Here is a 17,802-nt window from a genome sequence, read left to right as displayed (position 1 = left end):
AAATATAATTAATCCAGGCTGCAGCAGAAGGTAATATACCTGGCTATTTAAACTGGCTGCAGTCTGATCATCTCTTTTTTTATTGTCTGCTATTTTTTTATAATAAATATTCAAAAAATTAAAGGAATTTAAACAACTATCGTAGAAGTACTAATATGGCTTTTAATTTAAAATATAGCTTGAAAAATATTATTTTGAATTCAAGCATATTCTTATTAAATACAAAATTAACAAAATATTAAAACTAATTAGGGAAGGTTGGTGGAAAAATTGAGTAAAATTCAAAGTAAAGACATTAGAAATTTCTGCTTTATATCACATGGAGGTGCGGGTAAATCAACACTAACTGAGATGCTGCTTTATAATGCAGGTGTAATCGAGCAGCCGGGAAGTGTTGATAAAGGAAATTCGCAATCTGATTTTAGTGCTGTAGAAAAAGATCATAAACACTCTGTGCATAATAGTTATTTTAATTTTGAATGGCATAATAAACTTTTTCATTTCATTGATACTCCTGGATACGCAGATTTTAGAAGTGAGGTAGTTAGTGCATTAAAAATGGTAGAAAGTGCAGTGCTGCTTATTGATGCTGCTTCTGGTATAGAAGTTAATACAGGTTATGTATGGGAATTGGCTGATAAAAACGATTTAGCAAAGGCAGTATTTGTAAATAAAATTGATAAAGAAGAAGCTGATTTTGATAAAGTGCTTGCAGAATTAAGAAGTACATATGACGATAATTTTGCAGTAGTAACAATTCCCTACTATGAAAATGGTGAACTTGTAGGTATTATAGATCTGTTGGATGAAAAAATGTTTAAAATGGAAGATGGCATTGATCATCCTTATGATATTCCAGAATCAGAAAAAGATAGGGTAGAAGAATTTGAAGTTGAATTAATTGAATCTATTGTGGAACTTAATGAAGAACTGATGATAAAATACCTTGATGATGAAAAAATCACCAACAAAGAGCTAACTAAAGCCTTTGAAGAAGAAATTGCAGGTGAAGAACTGGTACCAGTTTTTACTGGTTCTGCAGTTAATAATTGTGGGGTTGCAAAGTTTTTAGATGATTTAAGTAAAATTCTTCCTTCAGCTGCTGAATCACATATTAATAATCTTGTAAAATCAGGTTCAGCACCAGAAACCACAACTGAAGACAAGTTCAGTGCTCAAATCTGTAAAACAATGGTTGATCCTTATATCGGTAAACTTTCAATTTTTAGGGTCTTTTCAGGTAAATTACAACGTGATGACAGAGTTTATGTTCCCAATATTGAAGAAGAAATAAAGATGAGTAAACTTTATAAATTAAATGGTTCAGAACAAAAAAATGTTGATGATTTAAGTGCTGGAGAATTTGGAGCAGTAGCAAAAATAGATGTTTTAGAAACATCTTACACTATGAGAGATCCTGAAATGGATGTTTATTACAAGGAATTAGAATTTCCAAAACCAATGTATACAAGAGCAGCTCATCCTGCTGATGGTGTTGATGAAGAAAAAATGGCTTCTGTTCTGCAAAGATACAGTGACTCAGATCCAACCTTTAATGTTGAATACAATAAAAACACTAAAGAACTTCTCTTAACAGGAATGGGAACAATTCATTTTATAATGATTAAAGATGAATGCAAACGCAAATATGATGTTGATTTTACCACCACCGAACCTAAGGTTGCATATAGAGAAACTATCCAAAAAACGGTTGATGTTGAAGAAAAATATAAAAAACAGTCTGGTGGAAGAGGCCAATATGGTCATGTTTTAATGAAAATGAAGCCCCTTCCTCGTGGAAGAGGTTTTGAATTTGAAGAAGAAATTTTTGGTGGGGCAATACCAGGTCAATATATTCCTGCAGTAGAGAAGGGAATAGTTGAGGCAAAAAAAGAAGGAACTTTGGCTGGTTACCCGGTTGTTGATTTTAAAGTTGTTTTATATGATGGTTCTTATCATGATGTTGACTCTTCAGAAATGGCTTTTAAAATTGCTGCTTCTAAAGCATTTAGAAAAGGTTTGGCCCAGGCGAAATCTGTTCTTTTAGAGCCGATAATGAATGTAGAGGTAACAGTACCTCAAGATTTTATGGGTGATATAATGGGAGATTTCAATTCAAGACGGGGAAGAATTCAGGGAATGGATCCTACAAATGGAAAACAAATTATTAAAGCGAAAGTCCCTCAATCAGAAATGTTTAATTATGCAGTTGATCTAAAATCACTGACTGGTGGTTATGGATCATTTGATATGAAGTTTTCTCATTATGATAAAGTACCAAGCGAAATCAGTGAAAAAGTGATAGAAGAAAGAAATTCACAAAGTGCTTAAAATAATAACTTACAGACAAAAGGCCAGCAGCGCTGGCCTTTTTTTCTTTTATGATATATAATAAATTCTGGAGGAATTCATATGGAATTATTATTAATTTTAGTTACAGCTTTATTATTTACAGCACCTATTTACATACCTCAGTTATTTTTTCTGAGTTATTTAGCTTTTATACCTTTAATATATTTAACTAGAGAAAAGGATTACAGACATTCTTTTGTAATTGCCTGGTTAATTGCAATTATTAGCAGCTTTTTAAGCTTCTTCTGGCTTTATTATCCGCTTTCAGAATTGCTTGAGATGCCATTTGTTTTTATATTCTTAATTCTATTTTTATATATTTTAATTTCTTCTTTAGGATTAGCAATCTGGGTTATTTTAAATAAATTTTTGCAACCGAAAAATTCATTTAGCCCTTTTATAGCTGCATTTACCTGGGCCAGTTTAGAATACTTGCGTTTTAGCTATCTTAACATTAATCCTTTTAATTATTTAGCATACAGTCAAACTTCTTTCAGTACCCTGATAAATTATGCTTCTTTAGGTGGGATTTTCTTAATTTCTTTTTTAACAGTTTTAATTGCAGGTTATTTAGTAAAAATTTATTATAAACCTTCAATTAAAAGAACTGTACCTTTGGTTGTTATTTTAGTGTTGATATTTTTTATTCTTCCATTTAGATTAAATTCAACAGAAAATAGTACAACGGAAAAAATTGATATTATCAATCTAAGTCAAATAAGCAATGATATTATTTTTGAAGAAGTAGAAGAAAACACCGCCCTTTTAGCAGAAATGATCGCGGAAAGTAATAATCAATATTTATTTACACCTCAAAACGGATTAAGTTTTGACCTATTGCGAAATAATTACTACAGGGAGAAGTTCTTTTCGCAAATAGAATCTGAACTTGAATCAAAATTTTTGCAGCTAGGATCTAAAGCAGCTACACGATCAAATATTGATTCTGAGCTCAAAGATTCGCTTTTTTTACTTGATGATAATTTAGAAATTATTAATCGTTATGATAAAATTAGCAATAGTTTATTTTTAACCAACTTCTTTTTAAGAGAAGAAATAACTTCAATTTTAAATAACTTTCTTAATATAGATACCACCGAAGTTTTTAGAGTAAAGGATAATGAAATAATCGAGCTGAATAATCTGAAGTATTTAAATCTGATTTCAAATGAGATATATAATCCATTGAATTTTAATGGTCAAAATCTTGACCTCAATTTAATAGTTCATTCCAGTGATGAGAGAAATATAGATTTTAAAGTTTTTAAAAATTATAGCTGGGGAGCAGCTGTTTTAAGAGCAGCAGAAAATCGGGTTTCTGTGCTTAAAACAAGTAGAGAAGGATATAATGGTTATATAACACCTGATGCTAAATCAAAAATAAAAACAATTTCTGATAAGGGAGTTATTGAATTAGAAGTGCTGCTGCAAAGCAGCAGCAGTTATTATCAGAGCAATCCAGAAAGAATAGCAGAAATTTTTCTTATAATCACTGCTTTTATTTTCATTATAAAATCAATCATGGCAATTAAAGATAAACACTAATCTTTAGCTAGTTTTTTAATTAGTTCTGGATCAGGGTCAATGTAAATTGTTTGATATTTCTCGTAATAAACCAACCCTGGTCTTGCTCCTTTTGGTTTATTAACATTTTCTACTTCTGTATAATCGATCGGAACATTTTTAGAATTTCTTGCTTTACTAAAATATGCTGCTAAAGATGCTGCCTCATTTAAAGTAGTATCAGGTATTTCTTTAGAAGTATCTCTTTTAATTATTACATGAGAACCAGCAATTGTTTTTGTATGAAGCCAGATATCACCTTTATTTGCTATTTTTTTAGTTAGTTTGTCATTTTGTTTATTATTTCTGCCAATTAAAATTTGATATCCATTACTAGAAACAAATTTACGGGGTGGCAATTTTTTGCCACCTTTATTTTTGTTTTTTTGTTTTTGTTTTTTTATATAATTTTCCTCTTTCAGTTCTTCTCTAATTTCTTCAATATCTTCAAGGGTTTCTGCCTGCTCAATATTTAACATAACTTGATTTAAATATTTTTCTTCATGTCTTAATTTTGCGATTTCTCTTTTAAGGTGTTTTACGCTTTTTTGTAACTTATTGTATTTTTTAAAATATTTTTGTGCATTTTCTGCAGGTGTCAAAGCTGGATCAAGTTTGATTTTAATATCACTTTGATTTTCACTATAATAATCAGTTAAGACAGCTTCTTTTTGACCTTTTTCAAGTTGATAAATGTTTGACTTAATTAATTCACCTTTTTTCTTATATTTATCTGCACTTTTACTTTCTTCAAGTTGTTTTTTTAGCTTTTTTTGTTTTTTTAAATTCTTATTTAAATAATTTTGAACCACTTTTCTTAAATTATTAATAGATTTCTTTAGTTCTTTATCTTTTAAAAAATTGCTATAATAATAATCCATCATTTTATTAGTATTTTCAAAATCCATTATTTTATCAGGATTTCTGTGCTTTAAAGGAAAGGCAGAAATATAATCTACTTCTTCATCTTTTAAAGCAATTACAGCTTTATAATTATTCTTTTTTATAATTTTAAATAATTCAATAAATGACTTAGCTAATTCTATTTTTTGAGAATTATCCAGTTTATCATAATTTTGAGAAGGATCTATATTAGCTCTGTAAACTATTTCTCTGGCTGAATAAGGTCCTATACCTCTAAAATTAAACATTACTGCTCTGTATGCTGCCTGTTCAAATTTTTCATCGATTACAGTTAAAAATTCTTCAGGTGTTCTAATATCTAAGGGGTTGCTTTTATCCTGGCCTGGTGGGTCCTGATATTTTTGGCCTGGATATAGTTGTCTTTCTTTATTTTGTTCTTCAGTGATTCTTTTCATGGCATCTAAAACAATATCATTATCATCTAATAAGATTACATTACTGTATTTACCCATCAATTCTGCAATAAGAGTATATTTTTTTCCTCGTTTTTCTATTTCGATTTGGATAACTCTTTCAAAATCTTTTTGGGTGATATTTTGGATATAAGAATTTTTTAAATATTTCCTTAAAAGCATACAAAAATCAGGTGGATAAGACGGATAGTCAAAATCTAGTCGGCTTAAATTAATTCTTGCTCCCTGGGGATCAGTAGAAATCAGAAGTTTTAAATTTTTATTGTTATGTCTCAGATTAATTATAATCAACTTTTTTTCTATTTGATAACTTTTTTCTATTCTAGCTCCAAGAATATTTTCTTTTAAATTATCTTTTAATGCAGATAACATAATTCCATCAAAAGCCATTTTCATCACTCCCTCTTTATATTTTTCAATGGCTGTAAAGCATATTATTACTTCTTTAAGTATAAAAGAAAGAAAAGCTCTAGTCAATTCGAAGTAACAAATACTTCTTCAACTTTAACCCCTTGTCAAATTATAAAAGCTATGATATCATTAATAAAGATAAGGATAGCGTAGCTAATCTATTATAAACTAATATAGCAGGAGGATAATAACTATGGATATAAATTTAATCAATATTGGGTTTGGAAATATTATTGCTGCTAATAGAGTTATTGCAGTTGTAAGTCCTGAATCAGCTCCGATTAAAAGAATTATTCAGGAAGCAAGAGAAAGAGGTATGTTAATTGATGCTACATATGGACGCCGCACAAGAGCAGTTATAATAACAGATAGTGATCATGTTGTATTATCTGCAATCCAGCCTGAAACTGTTGCCCACCGTCTAGAAGATGCTAAATAAATTATTGGAGGTATATAGATGAATAAAGGGATTTTATTTGTATTATCCGGGCCATCTGGTGTGGGAAAAAATACAGTTTTAGATGAACTTTTTAAAGAATTTGATGGTGTTTCTTATTCAGTTTCTGCCACCACCCGGGAAGCTAGGAATGGGGAAATTGAAGGAGAAGATTATTTTTTTATATCTGAAGATAAATTCAAAGAAATTTCTGCAGATAATGGTTTTATAGAAAGTGCATTAGTTCACGGCCATTATTATGGAACCCCTAAAAAATTTGTAGATAAAAAATTATCTGAAGGTGAAGATATTATATTAGAAATTGATACACAGGGAGCAAAACAAGTAAGAGAAAAATATCCTGATGCTGTCTATATTTTTCTGCTTCCCCCATCTTTAGAAGAACTAGAACATCGCCTGGACAAAAGAGGTTCTGAAAACAATAAAGCTAAAAATATACGCTTAGAAAATGCTCGTAAAGAGTTAAAAGAAGTTCATAATTATGATTATGAAGTAATTAATGACAGCTTATCTAAAGCAGTTAGTGAAATTAAAAAAATAATTATCGCAGAACAAAAAAGGAGAGATCAAGATGATTAATGAACCATCTGCAGAACAACTAGTTGATAAAGCTGACAGTTTATACACGGTAATAATTTTAGCTTCTAAAAGAGCCAGACATTTAAATGATGGAGGCTATGAGCTGCTTGATGAGTATCGCAGCAAAAAAGTAGTTTCAAAAAGTCTTGAAGAAATAGAAAAAGATAAGATTTCTTATCTTAAAAAAGATAAATAAAGGAGATTTCTTATGTCTGCAAATATTACAATTGGTGTAACTGGTGGCATTGCTGCTTATAAAATGTTATCTGTTGCAAGCAAATTAACAAAATTGGACTATAATGTTTATACAGTAATGACAGAATCTGCCACTAAATTTGTAAGTCCTTTAGCCTTTCACTCAATAACTCATCTAGACGTAGAAACCGAGTTATTCAGCAGCTGGAGCAGTAATGAAGTAAAACACATTGAGCTTGCTGATAAAAGTGAGCTTTTTTTGGTTGCTCCTGCAACTGCTAATTTTCTTGCTAAAGCGGCTGCTGGAATTGCTGATGACCTTTTAACTACGGTAATACTGGCCAGACAGGCACCAATTTTGCTTGCTCCATCGATGAATGTGCATATGTTTGAAAATAAAGTCGTACAAAAAAACTTAGAAACTTTAGAAGAACTGGGTTTTAAAATAATAACACCGGGTGAAGGATATTTAGCCTGTGGTTATACTGGAAAAGGAAGGCTGCCAGAACCAGAAGTTTTGGTTGAACATGTTGAAAAAGAATTAATGAAAAAAGATTTAAAAGATAAAAAGGTTTTAATATCTGCTGGTCCAACCAGAGAAACAATTGATCCGGTCAGATTTTTAAGTAATTATTCCAGTGGAAAAATGGGTTATGCTCTAGCTAAAGCTGCATCATACAGAGGGGCAGAAGTTGTTTTGATTTCCGGACCAACCCAACTTAAAACCCCATTAGGAGTTAAGAAGATCGAAGTAGAAAAAGCTTCAGAAATGGAAAAAGAAATATTAAAAGAATTTAAAAATGCTGATATTACTATAATGGCAGCTGCTGTAGCTGATTATACTCCTGAAAATTACAGTAAAGAAAAGATAAAAAAAGGAGATGCTGATTTCAGCTTAAAATTAAAAAGAACCACGGATATACTTAAAAAATTAGGTGAAATAAAAAGAAAAGATCAGTTATTAGTTGGTTTTGCAGCTGAAAGCGAAAATCTTATCAAAAATGCCAGAAAAAAACTTGATTCAAAAAAAGCAGATTATATTATTGCTAATGATATAAGTGATAAAAATATTGCCTTTGGTAGTGATAAAAATAAAATTACTATTTTAAGTAAAAATAGTAGTCAAACAATGCCCTTAGAGCGCAAGGAAGAGCTAGCACATAAAATTTTTGATTATTTGATTTAAATAAAAAAGCAGATGAATAAGGATAAAGGTGATAAAAATTATTGACCCAGTTATGATTAAGATTTTTTCTTTTCAAATCAGGTGGTATGGGGTTATAATTATTTCTGCAATTTTAATTGCCCTCATTATTTTGAATCATTTACTAAAGAGAGAAACTGAACTAGAATTCGAATTTTTTATAGATTTTCTGTTATTTGCTTTTCCTTTAGCTATTGTTGGTGGAAGACTTTATTATGTAATTTTTAATCTGGATTATTATTTAGCTGATCCAATTAGAATTATTGCCTTACATGAGGGTGGACTGGCGATCCATGGAGCTCTGTTATTTGCTTTTTTACTATTGTTTTTTATGAGCCAGAAAAGAGACATATCTCTTTTGAAAATACTTGATTATATTAGTCCTCCCCTGGTACTTGCTCAGAGCATTGGGCGTTGGGGTAATTTTTTTAATCAGGAGGCTTATGGTAGAATTGTAAGTGTAGATTATTTTAGATTTTTTCCTGATTTTATCAGAGAGCAGATGTATATCCATGGAGAATTTAGAGAACCGACTTTTCTTTATGAGTCAGCTGCTAACTTTTTCATTTTTATATTTTTATATTTTTATTTAAGAAAAAAGCAAAAAACTACCGGTAATACTTTTGCTTTCTATTTGTTTTTTTATTCAGTGTTTAGATTTGTCATAGAAGATCTGCGAACTGATAGTTTGATGTATGCAGGTCTAGAAATAGCAAAAATAATAAGTGCTATTTTAGCCCTTATTGCAATATTCTTATTTATATTAAATAAGAAAAAGGAAACTTAAGTTTTAATTTTTTAAATTAATACTAATAATATAATATGCTAAACTCAGTTTATTAATAAACTTTTTGTTAAGCTATATGAAAGGTGATAATATGACAAAAAAATATTTATTTACTTCTGAATCAGTAACTGAAGGACACCCTGATAAGTTAGCTGATCAAATCTCTGATGCCGTTTTAGATGCGATCTTAGCTAAAGATCCTGATGCAAGAGTAGCCTGTGAAACTTTTGTAACTACTGGCTTGATTTTAATTTCGGGAGAAATTACTACATCATGTTATGTAGATTTAACTAAAATTGCTCGAAAAACAGTAAATGATATTGGTTATACAAGGGCTAAATATGGGTTTGATGGTGAAACATGTGCAGTTTTAACTGCTATTGATGAGCAATCTGGAGATATTGCATTAGGAGTAGACCATTCTTTAGAAGAAAAAGAGGGCAAGTCCCAATCAGAGCTAGGAGCTGGAGATCAAGGCTTAATGTTTGGTTATGCTTCTGATGAGACAGAGGAATTGATGCCTTTACCAATTATGCTTGCTCACAAATTAGCCAGAAGATTGGCTGAAGTAAGAAAAGATGGTAGCTTAGATTATTTGAGACCTGATGGTAAGACCCAGGTTACTGTAGCTTATGAGGGAAATACCCCCCTCTATGTTGATAAAGTTGTAGTTTCTTCTCAACATCATCCAGATATTAGCCAGAAAAAAATCAGAAAAGATATCATTGAGCATGTAATTAAAGCAATAATTCCAGCTGACTTATTAAAAGAACAAAGTAAATTTTTAATAAATCCAACCGGAAGATTTGTTATAGGTGGTCCAAATGGAGATTCAGGTTTAACAGGTAGAAAAATTATTGTAGATACATATGGCGGCACCTCCCGCCATGGTGGTGGTGCATTTTCTGGTAAAGATCCGACCAAAGTTGACCGGTCAGCATCATATGCAGCTCGTTATATTGCTAAAAATGTTGTAGCTGCCAAACTAGCCAAAAAGTGTGAAGTGCAGATTTCTTATGCAATTGGAGTTGCAGAACCACTTTCATTGATGGTTGATACTTTTGGCACAGGAATAATTGAAGATGAAAGATTAACTGAAATTGTAGATCAAGAATTTGATTTAAGACCTGCTCAAATTATAAAAACCTTAAATTTACGTAGTCCTATCTATAAACAGGTTGCTGCCTATGGACATTTTGGTAGACATGATCTTGATTTAAGTTGGGAAAAAACCGACCGGGTTAAAAGTTTAAGAAAAAAAGCAGGTTTAGAATAATTAGATAAAAGAATAAACTATACCGGAGGTTTTATTACCTTCGGTTTTAATATTTTGCTTCTAACTTGGAAAGGGATTAATAATGGGGAAAATAGTAAAAGCTATAGTAGATTTACCGGTAAGAAAATTGAATAAAGAATTTGATTATTTAATTCCAGCAGAATTAGAAAACATACTTGAGGTGGGTCATTTAATAAAAGTTCCTTTTTCTAATCGTAAAGTTGCTGCTTTTGTGACAGAGGTTGATGCTGAAGCAGAAATAGCTCATTCGAAAATCAAAAAAGTTAATGACTTAATTTATTCTAAGCCATTTTTTGATAAAAAAATGTTAAGCTTATTTAGATGGATAGCTGCTTATTATCATTCCTATTTGATTCAGGTTATAAAAGCTGCTCTACCGCCTGGAATTACAGAAAAAAAGGTTGGCAGAAAAAAGCTTAAATATATTAAACTAAAAGCAGAAATAAATGATCATCAGAAAATTTTAGATAAGCTTGATAAAAGAGCACCCAAACAATACCAGATTTATTCCTATCTTTTAGCAAATAAAGATAAAATTATTACTTTAAAAAAAGCAGCAGAACATGCAAAAACTTCAAAGCAAACTGTATATCGTTTAATAGAAAAAGATTTACTGGAGTTATATGATGATTATATAGATAGAATACCAGAAATAAATCAAGCTAAATATCCAGTAGAGGAGAACACTAGTAAATTAATTGCAGAAGATCATAAATTAATAGAAAATATTTTCACTTCGATTGTTAATTCAAAAGCAGATAAATTTTTATTAGAAAGCAGTTTTCAAAAACGTAAATTTATATTTTTAAGAAAATTAATAGATAAAACAATTGCAGAAGCAAATGATGTTATAATTTTAGTCCCAGAAATAGAAAAAGATTTAGTTTTAATAAAAAAGCTTAAAAATTACTATCAGGACAAAATTGCTCTTCTCCACAGCCAACTCAGTCAGGGAGAACGTTTTGATGCCTGGAGGAGAATTCAAAGATCAGAGGTCTCTATTGTAGTTGGGGCAAGATCTGCAATTTTTGCTCCTTTTAATAATTTGAAGTTGATTATAATTCTAGAAGAAAATAATCACAGTTATAAACAACAGGAACATCCTCTTTATCATGCAAGGCAGGTTGCTGTAAGAAGACAAAAAGAAAATGGAGCAGTTTTGGTATTAGAAGCTGCTTTTCCTTCGATAGAAAGCAAATATTTTGCCGAGCAAAAGAAATACAAATCATTAAAGCTTGCTAAAGAAAATGATCGGCAAATAAAAACTCAGTTAGTTGATCTCAAAAAAGAGGTAGAAGCTGGCAATTTGAGTGATTTAAGTCGTGAGCTTAAAGATAAAATCCTAAATAATTTAGAAAATAAGCAAAAAACATTGTTATTTTTAAACAGACGTGGCTATGGAAATTATGTAATATGTAAAAAATGCGGAAATGTTATCAAATGTGATAATTGTGATATTTCACTTCATTATCATAAAGCTGATCACAAATTATCCTGTCATTATTGTGGAAGCCAGAAATATATACCTGATAACTGTCCTGAATGCGGGAGTTCTTTTGTTTCACCAGCAGGAATTGGAACCGAAAATATTGTAAAACAGTTAAAAGAAATTTACCAAAATGCTGTTATAAAAAGAATAGATAGTGATTTAAAAGATAATACTGAAAAAATATTTAAAGATTTTAAAAATGATAAAATTGATATACTGGTTGGTACACAGCTGATCATTAAACATGATTATTACGATAATTTAAATTTACTGGGGGTTATTTCTGCCGATACAGCTTTAAATAGTTCTGATTTTAGAGCAGCAGAAAATACTTTTCAACTTTTAAGCGAATTAAAATCATTACTGCTAAAAGAAAAAGAAAGTGAATTTATTATTCAGAGTTTTAACCCGGAACATTTTAGTATTAGTAATGCAGCAGACAGCAATTATGATAATTTTTATAAAAAAGAACTTGAATTAAGAAATCAAAGAAAATATCCACCCTTTTGTCGACTACTGAATATTATAATTCAGGGTGCAGAGGAAAAATCTGTTGCTGATAAAGCTATAAAAATAAGTGATTTTCTTGATAATTGGGAAATATATTATCAAGACAAAATGGGAGCAGCTCCGGCTGCTATAAAAAAGATTAGAAATAAATTCCGCTGGCAGATAATATTAAAATTCAACTCTTTTCGCAATAGAGAATATATTATTCAGCTTTTAGAAAAAAAGTTTATAGAAAATGCTGGGTTTAACTTAGAGATACGTATTGATGTGGATCCATATAAAATGTTATAATATAATTTAGGAGGTAGATATTTATGGCTGTATTAAAGCTTAGAGAGATTGGTGATCCAGTTTTAAGGAGTAAAGCCAAAAAGGTTGATAAAATTACACCGAAAACCATTCAATTAATAGATAATATGTTTGAAACAATGTATGCTGAAGAGGGAGTAGGATTAGCTGCACCTCAAGTAGGTATTTTAAAAAGAATTGCAGTGATAGATATTGGAGAAGGAAATAAGATTGTTTTAATTAATCCTGAAATAATTGAAGAAAATGGAAAGATGATAATGGAAGAAGGATGCTTGAGCATACCTGGTAGAACCGGTGAAGTTATTCGCTCAAAAGAAATTAAGGTAAGTTCTTTAAATAGAGATGGAGAAGAAATAGAAATTATTGCTGAAGGATTTGAAGCTAGAGCAATTCAGCATGAAATAGATCATTTAGATGGTGTTTTATTTATAGATAAAATGGTAGAATTAGTGGAGTGATTATATGAAAATTATTTTTATGGGTACACCCGATTTTGCGGTTCCGTCACTAAGACGAATAGCATCAGATCCGGAGATAGAAATTGCTGCAGTTGTTACTCAACCAGATAGAGAAAGAGGAAGAGGGCAGAAAGTTCAATTTTCTGCTGTTAAAAAAACCGCTTTGGACCTAGAACTACCTGTTCTTCAAAGTGATAATGTTAACAAAGAAGCTTTTTTAGATAAATTAAGGGCATTTCAGGTAGATTTTGTTGTTGTAGTAGCTTTTGGTCAAAAACTAAGTGAAGAGCTGTTAGATTTACCCAAAGAAGGCTGTATTAACCTCCATGCTTCTTTATTACCAGAATACAGAGGTTCTAGCCCTATTCATCGGGCTATTATCGATGGTCGAAAAATTACCGGTAATACAACAATGTACATGGGGCCTGGTTGGGATGATGGAGATATAATTTATCAACAGGAAATTAAAATTAAGCGTGATGATACGGTTGGTGATCTTCATGATCGTCTGGCAGAAGAGGGATCTGAGCTTCTTATAAAAACATTAAAAGATATTAAAAAAGGAACGGCTCCCAGGATTAGCCAGGATGAAGATAAAGCAACTTTTGCCTATAAAATTGATAAATCACTAGGGGAAATTGATTGGAGTAATAGTGCAGAAGATATCTATAACTTAGTTAGAGGAGTAAATCCCTGGCCAGGTGCATATACCCATCTTAAAGGGGATAGAATTAAAATCTGGCAGGTGGAAATATCTGATCAGCAAAGTGATAAAGAAGCAGGACTTATTTTAAAGGCTGATAATAATAAAATTTTAGTCCAGTCTGGTGAGGGAGTTATAGCTATTAAAAAGCTACAGCCAGCTGGTGCCAAAAAACTATCAGTATCTGACTTTTTAAATGGATATGATTTAGAGCCCGGTCAAAAATTTCGCTAATTTAATTTTAAAATAGAAAATATATTTAAATTTAATAATAATATCTGATAAAATAATATAAGATATTAAGGAGGGACTTATAGATGTATCCATTTTTCTTTGATCCAACAATGATAATCATAATACCTGCGCTTTTGATTGCAGTTTATGCTCAATATAAAGTTAAAAGCACTTTTAATCAATATAGTGAAATTTATAGTGATTCCGGTTTAACTGGCGCAGAAGCTGCCAGAAAGATAATGCAGAATAAAAATATTACTGGGGTAAATATTAAAAAAACAAGTGGGAACTTAACTGATCACTATGATCCTAAAAATAGAGTTTTGAATTTATCTCAGGACGTTTATTCCAGTAGCTCCATAGCGGCTATCGGAGTTGCCGCTCATGAAGCAGGACATGCTCTGCAGGATGCCGAATCATACAAGCCACTGGCAATGAGAGCTTCTTTGGTTCCAGCAGCTAATTTAGGTTCCAGTTTGGGACTACCAATGGCTATTTTTGGTTTTTTTATCAGAGCAGATTTTTTAATTTTAACCGGATTTGTACTTTTTTCAGCTGCATTTCTGTTTCATTTAGTTACACTACCAGTTGAGTTTAATGCCAGTAATAGAGCTATTGCTCAGCTGCAGACGAACAGCTATTTGAGTTCAGAAGAGATTAAAGGAGCTAAAAAAGTACTGAGAGCAGCAGCCTTTACCTATGTAGCTGCAACTCTGGTCGCATTAGCCAACTTGTTAAGAATTTTATTGCTTTTTGGTTTGGGTAGAGATTAAGATGACAAATTTAAGAACTAAAATAATCGAAGCCCTTGCCAGAGTTGAAAAAGGAAGCTATTCTACGCTTTTACTGGATTCTTTTTTACAAGAAATAACTGATCAGCGTGATAAAAACTTATTTACTGAAATATTTTATGGTGTGATTAGAAATAAATTATATTTAGATCATATAATCAAACATTTTTCTAATAAAAGTCTAGAAAAGATGGATAAAGAAGTACTGCTGGGGCTGAGAATTGGGATCTATCAGCTCCTTTTTCTTGATAAAATACCTGCTAGAGCTGCTATTTATGAAAGTGTAGAAGCAGTAAAATTAATGCTGAAAAATAAAGGAGCGGCAGCTTTTGTAAATGGAATTTTAAGAAATGTAAATAGAAAAATAGATCAAGTTTCAATAATCCCCAGGGAAAAATCACCTCTCAAACATTTTTCAATCAAATATTCTTATCCAGAATGGATGATCAAAAGGTTTATTGATCAATATGGAATAGAAAAAGCCGAAAAAATTATTAAGGCAGGTAATAAAAGAGCAGAGGTAATTTATCGCCATAATTCTTTAAAGATGTCCAAACAGGAGTTTTTAAGGAGTCTTAAAAGAGAAGGACTGGATTTTAAAGAGACTTTTGTCCCGGGTTTTTATAATCTTTTAAATGCAAATAATCCTGTTGATACAGAAGTATTTAAAAAGGGTGGTGCATATATACAGGGCACCTCAGCCGGCTTAGCTTCTTTGCTGCTTGAGCCTAAAGAGGATATGGATGTTCTTGATCTAGCAGCAGCACCCGGGGGTAAAACTACCCATTTAGCTATGCTGATGGAGAACACAGGCCATATAAAAGCTTTAGATATTAATCCAACTCGCTTAAATTTGATTAAAGAAAATATGCAAAGGCTGGGTGTAAAAAATGTTAGTTTAGAAAAAGCAGATGCTGCAGAATATCAAAGCGAAAAAAAATATGACAGGATTTTAGCTGATTTACCATGTTCCGGTCTGGGATTAATTTCTGCAAAACCCGAAATAAAGTGGCAGAAAAAAGAAAAAGATATAAAAAATATGGCTAAATTACAATATGAAATTTTAAACAATAATATTTCTAAACTTAAAAGTGAAGGAATGCTGCTATATTCAACCTGTACACTTACAAGAGAAGAAAATCAGCTTTTAATTGAACGGATTTTAACAGAAAATAAATCTTTAGAATTATTGGATTTAAACAAAAAAATAAAAAATATAACAGGATTAGAAATAAAAAGCAATGGATATGTAGAAATATTACCTGGATTAATAAATTCAGAGGGTTTTTTCTATGCACTGCTAAAAAACGGAGCGTGAATTAATATTTATGAAGGATTTAAAAGAATTAAAACGAAATGAGTTAATAAAGGAACTAAAAAATGCTGGATTTCCAGCCTATCGTGGTGAACAGGTATTTAACTGGTTATATAAAAATGGTATCTCTGAAACTGAAAAAATGAAAAATATTCCTGGGGAACTTAAAGAATATTTAAATGATAATTATGAGATCACTGATTTAAAAGAAAAGGCTAAAAGTCAAGCTGCCGATGGTACAATTAAATATCTCTGGGAACTTAAAGACGGTGAAAATATTGAAGGAGTATATCTCCCTTTTCCAGAGTCTGCCCGTCACAGTGCCTGTATTTCAACTCAGGTAGGCTGTGGCTTAGGGTGTTCTTTCTGTGCAACAGGCATTAATGGTTTAGAAAGAAATTTAACCACTGCTGAAATAATTGACCAGGTTTTAAAAATTCAGGCTGATATCAGCAGAGATGAATTTGCTGAACCCCGTTTAAGTAATATAGTATTTATGGGAATGGGTGAACCGCTGGCAAATTTCGAAAATTTAATGCAGGCAGTCGAAATAATCAACTCAGATAATGGTTTAAATATTGGGATGCGAAAAATGACAATTTCTACAGTTGGTTTGGTACCAGAGATAAAAAAATTAGCCGATAGAAATGATCAGATCGGTCTGGCCGTTTCTCTCCATGCACCTAATGATAGATTAAGAAATAAAATTATGCCTATCAACAAAAAATATAATTTAAATCAATTATTAACAGCAGTAATAGACTATATTGAAAAAACTGGTAGAAGGGTTACTTTTGAATATGTATTGATGGATAGTGTTAATGATAGCCCGGAGCTGGCTGTTCAGTTGGTGGAACTATTAAGGGGAATTAACTGTCATGTTAATTTAATTCCTGCTAACCCAGTTCCTGAACTTAATATTAAAAAGCCTGTGCAGAAAGTTATAGATAGTTTTTACAGCACTTTAGATAATAATGGTATACAGGTTAGTTTGAGAAGAGAAATGGGTAGCCAGATTGATGCAGCCTGTGGCCAATTAAAAAGACAAGAGAGCTAAGGAGGAAAAATATGCGCTATAAAGCTGTTAGTGATAAGGGTAAAATTAGAATTTCTAATGAAGATAATTATTACCTTGACCAGACAGTACCCTTTTTTATGGTTGCTGATGGTATGGGAGGTCATGCTGCAGGCGAGGTAGCAAGTAATATTGCAGTAAAGATTTGTTCTGAATATAATATAGATAAAGAGAATCCAATAAAATCTCTTGAAAATTTAACCAATAAAATTAATAATAATATTATCAAAACAAGTCAGGAAAACCAAAAATATGCTGGGATGGGAACCACTTTTGCAGCTGTTTTCATTGAAGAAAATAATTTGTTTTATGTTAATTTAGGTGATAGTCGAATCTATATCTTTCGCAGCCTTGATAATAAATTAAAGAAAATTTCTAAAGATCATTCCCTTGTTGCTCAAATGCTGCGCAATGGTAAAATAACTAAAGATGAAGCGTTTAATCATCCTCGAAAGAATATTGTTACACAGGCATTAGGCATACAAAAAGATCTTGATATTGATAGTGGACAGAAAAATTTAAAAAATGAAGATATAGTCTTACTGGCTACTGATGGGCTAACAGATATGCTTAGGAATAGTGAATTAGAAAATTTAATGGCAGCTCATAATGATAATTTTGACAAATTAGCAGATGAACTACTTAATAGAGCACTAAAATATGGTGGAAGAGATAATATTACTTTTATTCTTCTCAGCCGTGATAATAATTAACTGCCTTTTAAGGATAATTGAGG

The 17,802-nt window shown here is 31.2% G+C and carries 16 protein-coding genes; 15 read left to right on the top strand and 1 reads right to left on the bottom strand.

What is annotated here, in order from left to right; genetic code table 11:
• Positions 1–270: 270 nt before the first annotated feature.
• Together fusA and HALSA_RS08075 are read left to right on the top strand one after the other, a co-directional pair.
• Positions 271–2,331, top strand: coding sequence for an elongation factor G (fusA, locus tag HALSA_RS08080; protein WP_013406092.1), 2,061 nt, complete (start codon positions 271–273; stop codon positions 2,329–2,331).
• 81 nt (positions 2,332–2,412) lie between these two features.
• Positions 2,413–3,897 carry a hypothetical protein gene (locus HALSA_RS08075; RefSeq protein ID WP_013406091.1) on the top strand — a complete coding sequence of 495 codons (1,485 nt, stop codon included), beginning with the start codon at positions 2,413–2,415 and terminating at the stop codon, positions 3,895–3,897.
• On the opposite strand, the gene HALSA_RS08070 is transcribed toward HALSA_RS08075, so the two are convergent.
• The gene (locus HALSA_RS08070; RefSeq protein WP_013406090.1) at positions 3,894–5,642 is read right to left on the bottom strand and encodes an Rqc2 family fibronectin-binding protein; all 1,749 of its coding nucleotides are present in this window, start codon (positions 5,640–5,642) and stop codon (positions 3,894–3,896) included. The two genes, HALSA_RS08075 and HALSA_RS08070, sit on opposite strands and share 4 nt — an antisense overlap.
• A 214-nt stretch (positions 5,643–5,856) precedes the next feature.
• Here HALSA_RS08070 and remA point away from each other — a divergent pair, with 214 nt between their 5' ends.
• The 13 genes from remA to HALSA_RS08005 all read left to right on the top strand — a co-directional run bounded on the left by remA (position 5,857) and on the right by HALSA_RS08005 (position 17,779).
• Positions 5,857–6,102 (top strand): extracellular matrix/biofilm regulator RemA, encoded by a 246-nt coding sequence (gene remA / locus HALSA_RS08065; protein ID WP_013406089.1) that lies wholly within the window; start codon positions 5,857–5,859, stop codon positions 6,100–6,102.
• Between the two features lie 18 nt (positions 6,103–6,120).
• Complete coding sequence (gene gmk, locus HALSA_RS08060; protein ID WP_013406088.1) at positions 6,121–6,699, top strand: guanylate kinase; 579 nt, start codon at positions 6,121–6,123, stop codon at positions 6,697–6,699.
• The gene (gene rpoZ, locus HALSA_RS08055; RefSeq protein ID WP_013406087.1) at positions 6,692–6,895 is read left to right on the top strand and encodes a DNA-directed RNA polymerase subunit omega; all 204 of its coding nucleotides are present in this window, start codon (positions 6,692–6,694) and stop codon (positions 6,893–6,895) included. Before gmk ends, rpoZ begins: the two co-directional genes overlap by 8 nt.
• A 12-nt stretch (positions 6,896–6,907) precedes the next feature.
• The gene (gene coaBC, locus HALSA_RS08050; RefSeq protein ID WP_013406086.1) at positions 6,908–8,080 is read left to right on the top strand and encodes a bifunctional phosphopantothenoylcysteine decarboxylase/phosphopantothenate--cysteine ligase CoaBC; all 1,173 of its coding nucleotides are present in this window, start codon (positions 6,908–6,910) and stop codon (positions 8,078–8,080) included.
• A gap of 28 nt (positions 8,081–8,108) precedes the next feature.
• A complete protein-coding gene (gene lgt / locus HALSA_RS08045) occupies positions 8,109–8,885 on the top strand; it encodes a prolipoprotein diacylglyceryl transferase (protein WP_013406085.1) in 777 nt (258 codons plus the stop codon).
• Between the two features lie 91 nt (positions 8,886–8,976).
• Positions 8,977–10,161, top strand: coding sequence for a methionine adenosyltransferase (gene metK / locus HALSA_RS08040; protein ID WP_013406084.1), 1,185 nt, complete (start codon positions 8,977–8,979; stop codon positions 10,159–10,161).
• A gap of 82 nt (positions 10,162–10,243) precedes the next feature.
• Positions 10,244–12,472, top strand: coding sequence for a replication restart helicase PriA (gene priA, locus HALSA_RS08035; protein ID WP_013406083.1), 2,229 nt, complete (start codon positions 10,244–10,246; stop codon positions 12,470–12,472).
• 23 nt (positions 12,473–12,495) lie between these two features.
• A complete protein-coding gene (gene def, locus HALSA_RS08030) occupies positions 12,496–12,948 on the top strand; it encodes a peptide deformylase (RefSeq protein WP_013406082.1) in 453 nt (150 codons plus the stop codon).
• 4 nt (positions 12,949–12,952) lie between these two features.
• On the top strand, positions 12,953–13,885 hold the full coding sequence (fmt, locus tag HALSA_RS08025; RefSeq protein ID WP_013406081.1) for a methionyl-tRNA formyltransferase: 933 nt from the start codon (positions 12,953–12,955) through the stop codon (positions 13,883–13,885).
• 83 nt (positions 13,886–13,968) lie between these two features.
• Positions 13,969–14,658 (top strand): zinc metallopeptidase, encoded by a 690-nt coding sequence (locus HALSA_RS08020; protein WP_013406080.1) that lies wholly within the window; start codon positions 13,969–13,971, stop codon positions 14,656–14,658.
• 1 nt (position 14,659) lies between these two features.
• Positions 14,660–15,994 (top strand): 16S rRNA (cytosine(967)-C(5))-methyltransferase RsmB, encoded by a 1,335-nt coding sequence (gene rsmB, locus HALSA_RS08015; RefSeq protein WP_013406079.1) that lies wholly within the window; start codon positions 14,660–14,662, stop codon positions 15,992–15,994.
• 10 nt (positions 15,995–16,004) lie between these two features.
• Complete coding sequence (gene rlmN / locus HALSA_RS08010; protein ID WP_013406078.1) at positions 16,005–17,048, top strand: dual-specificity RNA methyltransferase RlmN; 1,044 nt, start codon at positions 16,005–16,007, stop codon at positions 17,046–17,048.
• Between the two features lie 11 nt (positions 17,049–17,059).
• Positions 17,060–17,779 (top strand): Stp1/IreP family PP2C-type Ser/Thr phosphatase, encoded by a 720-nt coding sequence (locus tag HALSA_RS08005; RefSeq protein WP_013406077.1) that lies wholly within the window; start codon positions 17,060–17,062, stop codon positions 17,777–17,779.
• The last annotated feature ends 23 nt before the right edge of the window (positions 17,780–17,802 follow it).

It is taken from the genome of Halanaerobium hydrogeniformans, assembly GCF_000166415.1.
Classification (GTDB): Bacteria; Bacillota; Halanaerobiia; order Halanaerobiales; family Halanaerobiaceae; genus Halanaerobium; species Halanaerobium hydrogeniformans.
The sequence above is the reverse complement of the archived record's forward strand: the minus strand, read 5'-3'. Positions and strand labels throughout refer to the sequence as shown.

Bases quoted from the DNA above. Each gene is read 5' to 3' on its own strand.
- priA (WP_013406083.1), top strand. From the start codon at position 10,244: ATGGGGAAAATAGTAAAAGCTATAGTAGATTTACCGGTAAGAAAATTG.
- HALSA_RS08005 (WP_013406077.1), top strand. From the start codon at position 17,060: ATGCGCTATAAAGCTGTTAGTGATAAGGGTAAAATTAGAATTTCTAAT.
- remA (WP_013406089.1), top strand. From the start codon at position 5,857: ATGGATATAAATTTAATCAATATTGGGTTTGGAAATATTATTGCTGCT.
- HALSA_RS08075 (WP_013406091.1), top strand. From the start codon at position 2,413: ATGGAATTATTATTAATTTTAGTTACAGCTTTATTATTTACAGCACCT.
- HALSA_RS08070 (WP_013406090.1), bottom strand. From the start codon at position 5,642: ATGGCTTTTGATGGAATTATGTTATCTGCATTAAAAGATAATTTAAAA.
- metK (WP_013406084.1), top strand. From the start codon at position 8,977: ATGACAAAAAAATATTTATTTACTTCTGAATCAGTAACTGAAGGACAC.
- coaBC (WP_013406086.1), top strand. From the start codon at position 6,908: ATGTCTGCAAATATTACAATTGGTGTAACTGGTGGCATTGCTGCTTAT.
- HALSA_RS08020 (WP_013406080.1), top strand. From the start codon at position 13,969: ATGTATCCATTTTTCTTTGATCCAACAATGATAATCATAATACCTGCG.
- gmk (WP_013406088.1), top strand. From the start codon at position 6,121: ATGAATAAAGGGATTTTATTTGTATTATCCGGGCCATCTGGTGTGGGA.
- rlmN (WP_013406078.1), top strand. From the start codon at position 16,005: ATGAAGGATTTAAAAGAATTAAAACGAAATGAGTTAATAAAGGAACTA.
- fmt (WP_013406081.1), top strand. From the start codon at position 12,953: ATGAAAATTATTTTTATGGGTACACCCGATTTTGCGGTTCCGTCACTA.
- rsmB (WP_013406079.1), top strand. From the start codon at position 14,660: ATGACAAATTTAAGAACTAAAATAATCGAAGCCCTTGCCAGAGTTGAA.
- def (WP_013406082.1), top strand. From the start codon at position 12,496: ATGGCTGTATTAAAGCTTAGAGAGATTGGTGATCCAGTTTTAAGGAGT.
- rpoZ (WP_013406087.1), top strand. From the start codon at position 6,692: ATGATTAATGAACCATCTGCAGAACAACTAGTTGATAAAGCTGACAGT.